Annotated in this window: 2 protein-coding genes and 1 pseudogene; 2 read left to right on the forward strand and 1 reads right to left on the reverse strand. The window is 45.5% G+C overall.

Annotation, left to right across the window (positions count from 1 at the left end; all coding sequences use genetic code 11):
- Nucleotides 1-49: 49 nt before the first annotated feature.
- On the forward strand, nt 50-1,072 hold the full coding sequence (fni, locus tag RMO55_RS09755; RefSeq protein ID WP_310426131.1) for a type 2 isopentenyl-diphosphate Delta-isomerase: 1,023 nt from the start codon (nt 50-52) through the stop codon (nt 1,070-1,072).
- A gap of 398 nt (nt 1,073-1,470) precedes the next feature.
- Nucleotides 1,471-3,285: a signal peptide peptidase SppA gene (gene sppA, locus RMO55_RS09760; protein ID WP_310426128.1), complete on the forward strand. Its 1,815-nt coding sequence runs from the start codon at nt 1,471-1,473 to the stop codon at nt 3,283-3,285.
- A 134-nt stretch (nt 3,286-3,419) separates the two neighbouring features.
- Here the strand turns inward: sppA and RMO55_RS09765 are convergent.
- Nucleotides 3,420-5,385, reverse strand: a pseudogene (locus tag RMO55_RS09765) (S-layer family protein); the annotation flags it as partial.

Genomic DNA, 5,385 nt, shown 5'->3' on the forward strand with positions numbered 1-5,385 from the left:
CCCACACCCCACACCCCTACTCGCCCACACCCCCTCGCCCCCTTCCCTTATGTCTACAGTGCAACGTAAAGCCGAACATATTCGGATCTGTTTAGAGTCAGATGTCCAGTTTCAGAGTCAGAGTAGTGGATTCGACAGGTACCAGTTTAGCCACAGTTGTCTGCCAGAATTAGACTACCAGACGATCGATCTTACTACCAATTTGCTCGGTAAGCAGCTTGGGGCACCAATTTTGATTTCCTCGATGACTGGAGGTACCGCCCAAGCCAGAGAGATTAATTACCGCTTGGCGGAAGTGGCGCAGGAGTATAAATTGGCGATGGGTGTGGGTTCCCAGCGTGTCGCCATCGAAAAACCAGATGTGGCGGATACGTTCCAAGTTCGCAAAATTGCCCCAGATATATTATTACTGGCAAATCTTGGTGCCGTGCAACTTAATTATCGTTATGGCATCGAAGAATGTTTACGAGCGGTAGAATTGCTAGAGGCAGATGCCCTGATTTTGCATCTCAATCCCCTTCAGGAGTGCATCCAACCCCACGGCGATACCAATTTCAGGGGATTACTCGATCGCATCGCTACTGTCTGTCAGCAGCTCCCTGTGCCCGTAATTGTCAAAGAGGTGGGTAATGGGATTTCGGCAAATATGGCGAAACAATTAATCGCTGCGGGAGTCAGTGGGATCGATGTCGCAGGTGCGGGCGGTACTTCGTGGGCGAAGGTGGAGAGCGAACGCGCTCAAACCGCCCTGCAACGAAGACTCGGCGAGACTTTCGCCGATTGGGGAATGCCGACAACCGAATGTATTACTACGATTCGCCAGATCGCCCCGACTTTACCATTGATTGCTTCTGGCGGAGTGCGTAATGGCTTGGATATTGCTAAATCGATCGCGTTAGGCGCGGATGTTGCTGGTTTGGCATTACCATTTCTTCAGGCTGCGGATAGCTCGAAAACAGCGGTACGGGAATTAGTCCAAATTTTAATGGCAGAAATCCAGACAGTGCTATTTTGTACTGGAAATGCTGATTTGTCTGCCTTACAACAATCTGATTGTCTCGCTCGTCGCTAAACTCGCAGCTTGAACCAGAGGCAAAACCCCTAGTAATGAGCGGCAGAAATAAAGCCACCATTTAGTCCTTTTTCCAATCACTCCCCCCTTTGCGCAAAATAGTACTGTTATTTATGCCACCGAGGACTAGTTTTTTCCCCTAATGAAAGAAATTAGATCGCTACAAAGATTGTGGTAACAAGAGCGCGATGTGGGCATAGTAAGTATGATTATCCTTAATATTTTCAATTGCTTTTTAAAAACCGTACCGATCTCGTTATAGAATTTTCACACTCGATCGATAATCTAGTAAAAATTTAGCTGTAGAGAGAATTTTGGCGTTGCCTCTGGCGAATGAGAATCCAAAGCACGATCTCCTCACACTACTCCCACACCCCACACCCCCACACCCCGATAGTATGCGTCAATTTCTCAAGCAAGCTCTGGCTAGTACAGTAGGTAGTCTACTCAGCTTGACTTTATTCTCGGCAATTTCACTCACTTTATTTACAGCAGTTATCGGCGCAATCATTCACAGTGCGACTACTAGTAACGAGCTAATTTCAGTTCCTGAAAAATCAATTTTGACGATCGACTTATCTCAATCGATCGTCGATCTCGATCCTGGCAAAACTTTGCAAGAAGCGATTTCTGGCGACGTTACCCATGTCACTGAATTAAAATCTGTGCTTAATGCGATCGATGCTGCTAGCAAAGATAAACGGATTCTGGCAATTTATTTAGATGGAAGTAGTGGCAAACAAGTTAATAGTACTGGGTTTGCCACACTAAAAGAAGTCCGTACTGCGCTGGAGCGATTTCGGGCAACTGGCAAAAAAATTATTGCCTACAATATTGATATGGATAAACGTGATTATTATCTATCATCAGTTGCCAATGAAATATTTATCAATCCGATGGGTTCTGTAGATATTAATGGCTTTCGATCGGAAACAATGTTCTTTAAAAATGCCTTTGATAAATACGGCGTTGGAGTCGAGGTTGTCCGCGTCGGTAAATACAAATCTTTTGGCGAAACTTGGTCGCTCGATAAATTCAGCCCTGCCGCCAGACAGGAGACTCAACAGTTATTAAATAACCTGTGGGGTGAATTCAAAACATCGGTTGGCACCAGCCGTCAATTAACACCTGAATCAATCCAAAAAATTGCTGACGATCGAGGGATGTTGACAGCCGCACAATCGATTAAAAGTAAATTAGTCGATCGAACTGCTTATTCGGACGAAATATTAGCAAAACTCAAAAAAATGAGTGGTGCTGATGAGGAAGATAAAATTTCTTTTCGCAAAATTAGCATCGATGATTATGCCGAAGTAGCTAACAAAGTCGAGAAAACTTCTAGTCGAAAAATTGCCGTGCTCTATGCCCAAGGCAGTATCGTTAATGGTGAAGGTGGAGCGGGACAAATTGGGGGAGATAGTTTAGCTCGTCAACTCCGCGAATTGCGCTTAGATAAAGATATTAAAGCCGTTGTCCTGCGAGTGAATAGTCCGGGTGGTAGTGCCCTCGCTTCTGATATTATTCAACGTGAAGTTCGACTCTTGCACAAGGAGAAACCCGTGGTGATTTCGATGGGTGATGTCGCCGCATCTGGTGGTTATTGGATCTCTACTTATTCTAACAAAATATTCGCCGAATCGAATACAATTACCGGATCGATCGGCGTAATTGGGATTAACTTTAACTATCAAAAATTAGCTAATAAGAATGGGATTACCTGGGATGTTGTCAAAACATCAAAATTAGCCGATGGCAATACAATCGCACGGCCACGTACTCCCCAAGAATTAGCGATCTCCCAACAGATGGTTAATGATATCTACGACGATTTCCTCAATAAAGTTTCCGAATCTCGGAAATTACCCAAACAAAAAGTTGCCGAGATTGCCCAAGGACGAGTTTGGTCTGGAGTTGATGCTAAAAAAGTCGGATTAGTAGATGCTATTGGTGGGCTGAATGACGCGATCGAATATGCCGCTCAAGTTGCTAAATTAGATAAGGATTGGGAGCTAGAAGAATATCCAGTTGTTGAAGGTTGGGAAGAGAAATTAATCAAACATTTTGGCGGGGGCAAGGAAGTTCGCTTACTCCAAAGTCAAGATCCGCTTACAACTGAATTACTCAAAGTAAAATCCGAACTGAGCATCTTGAAAACCTTCAACGATCCGCATGGTGTATATGTCCGCCTACCATTTAATTTTAAGTTGGATTGATTTACATCCTACCCCGCATAACTCGGTACCGTGTATACACGTAACGAGAAGACAGATCCCCGACTTCTCGAAGAAGTCGGGGATCTAGCGTAATTCTGAGAAGTCTAGTTTCTAAGTGTTTTTAGTATAGCCCCCTATTTTCCATCCTTCGGACATATAACCTTGGTTCCCGTCGGTGCGCCCTCCGTCTGGGCTGCTATCAACGTCACCTTCCCCTTCCCATCGAATACCCAACCCACAGCAGGTGGTGCTAATTTGCGAGTGGTTTGACTAGTCACATTACTAGCCACAGGCTGCGGCTGCGCACCGCGAGGATCGCGCCAAACCACATCACTGGTAAGTGGATCTTCCGCATTGGGTGGGTGTCCGCCGCGTCCAGTAATATAGAATTTGTTATCCCGTTGACTAGCACTACAAGCTTGGGAAATTTGATTACTCGCATCATTAGGCGCAGCCTTGAGTTCGCCTTTATCTTTCCCTGGATCTGTACCTGGGGTGCTGATATTCACGTTTCCACTCCGTCCGAAATCAGAACTAGCAGTAATATCGCTGTTATCGGTTGGGCGGGGGCGGAATTGGATACCAAACAGCCCTTGGGAATCGATATTAACATTGCCACCTCGTCCTTTAACCGCGTTGGCGGAAATGTCGCTGTTTTCTGTGGGGATGGCGACGATTAAGTCTGAGTTAATGTTGATGTTACCCCCATTGCCGCCTGCTTGAACGGTCCCGCCAGCATTGGTAGAAATTTTACTACCGTTACGGAGAAGGAGTAAATTGGCTGGGGTGAGGTTGCTGAGATCGATCTTATTACCTGGACTAAATCCAGATTCACCTTTAAGTTTGCCGCCAATGCTGATATTACCGCCGTTACCAGATGTAGATACGGCTTGAATCTTACCACCATCTAAAGTTATTTTAGGGGATGTGACGATAATATTTCCGGCAATACCCATCTCACTTCGAGAGTTAACTAACAAGCCACTAGCAATATTATCGTCATTCTTGCCAGAAATCGTGACAAAATCGGTAGCATTAACTTTAATCGTACCCGCAGTCCCCTGTCCGAAAGTTGATGCTACAAGTTGAGAACCATCTCGTAAGGAGAAAGAACCAGCCTCGACGGTAATATTGCCCCCATTACCTTTTACACCCGTTTCTATATCACTGAAAATTGCACTGGTAAATCCGTCCTTTTTGCCAGCAATGTTAACAGCCCCACTGACTTTAATTGTGATATTTCCTGCATTTCCTTGTCCTGCTGGCTGAGTGTCAGATTTACCAAAAATACCCGTTTGTAGTTGAGAACCATCTTGTAACGAGAAAGAAGCAGCATTGATGTCGATCATACCTCCTTTGCCCACACCCCCTGCTTTGACGGTGCTAAAGATAGCCGCTCTACCAATAAGGGAAACAACCTCTTTCGCTGTTACTGTTACATTCCCCGCAGTACCTGTTCCCGCAGTTGAGGCTACAAGGCGAGCACCGTCTCGTAAAGAGAAAGAACCAGCCTCGACGGTAATATTGCCCCCATTACCTTTTACACCCGTTTCTATATCACTGAAAATTGCACTGGTAAATCCATCCTTTATGCCAGCAATGTCAACAGCCCCACTGACCTTGACAGTAATATTTCCTGCATTTCCTTGTCCTGCTGGCTGAGTGTCAGATTTACCAAAAATACCCGTTTGTAGTTGAGAACCATCAAGGAGTGAGAGAGATGCAGCGTTGATATCGATCGTACCTCCTTCACCTACCCCACCAGCTTTCACCTGACTGAAAATATCAGCATTGACTAGAGAAACAGTCTCTTTAGCCTTGACTATCACATTCCCCGCTTTGCCCGTTCCCAAAGTTGATGCGGAAAGTTCAGCACCGTCTTGTAAAGAGAAAGAACCAGCATCAATGGTAATAGTGCCACCCTTCCCGACAGCACCTGTTCCGATAGTGCTGCGAATCCCACTGGGAAATGTACCTTTGATGCCAGCAATATCAACCGCCCCAGTTACTGTGACCGTGATATTTCCCGCATCCCCTTTTCCGGCTGGCTGAGTATCAGATTTCCCAATCGTACTGGTAGTGATTTGAGCACCTTCTCGG

This window comes from Chamaesiphon sp. VAR_48_metabat_135_sub, from assembly GCF_031418915.1.
Classification (GTDB): Bacteria; Cyanobacteriota; Cyanobacteriia; order Cyanobacteriales; family Chamaesiphonaceae; genus Chamaesiphon.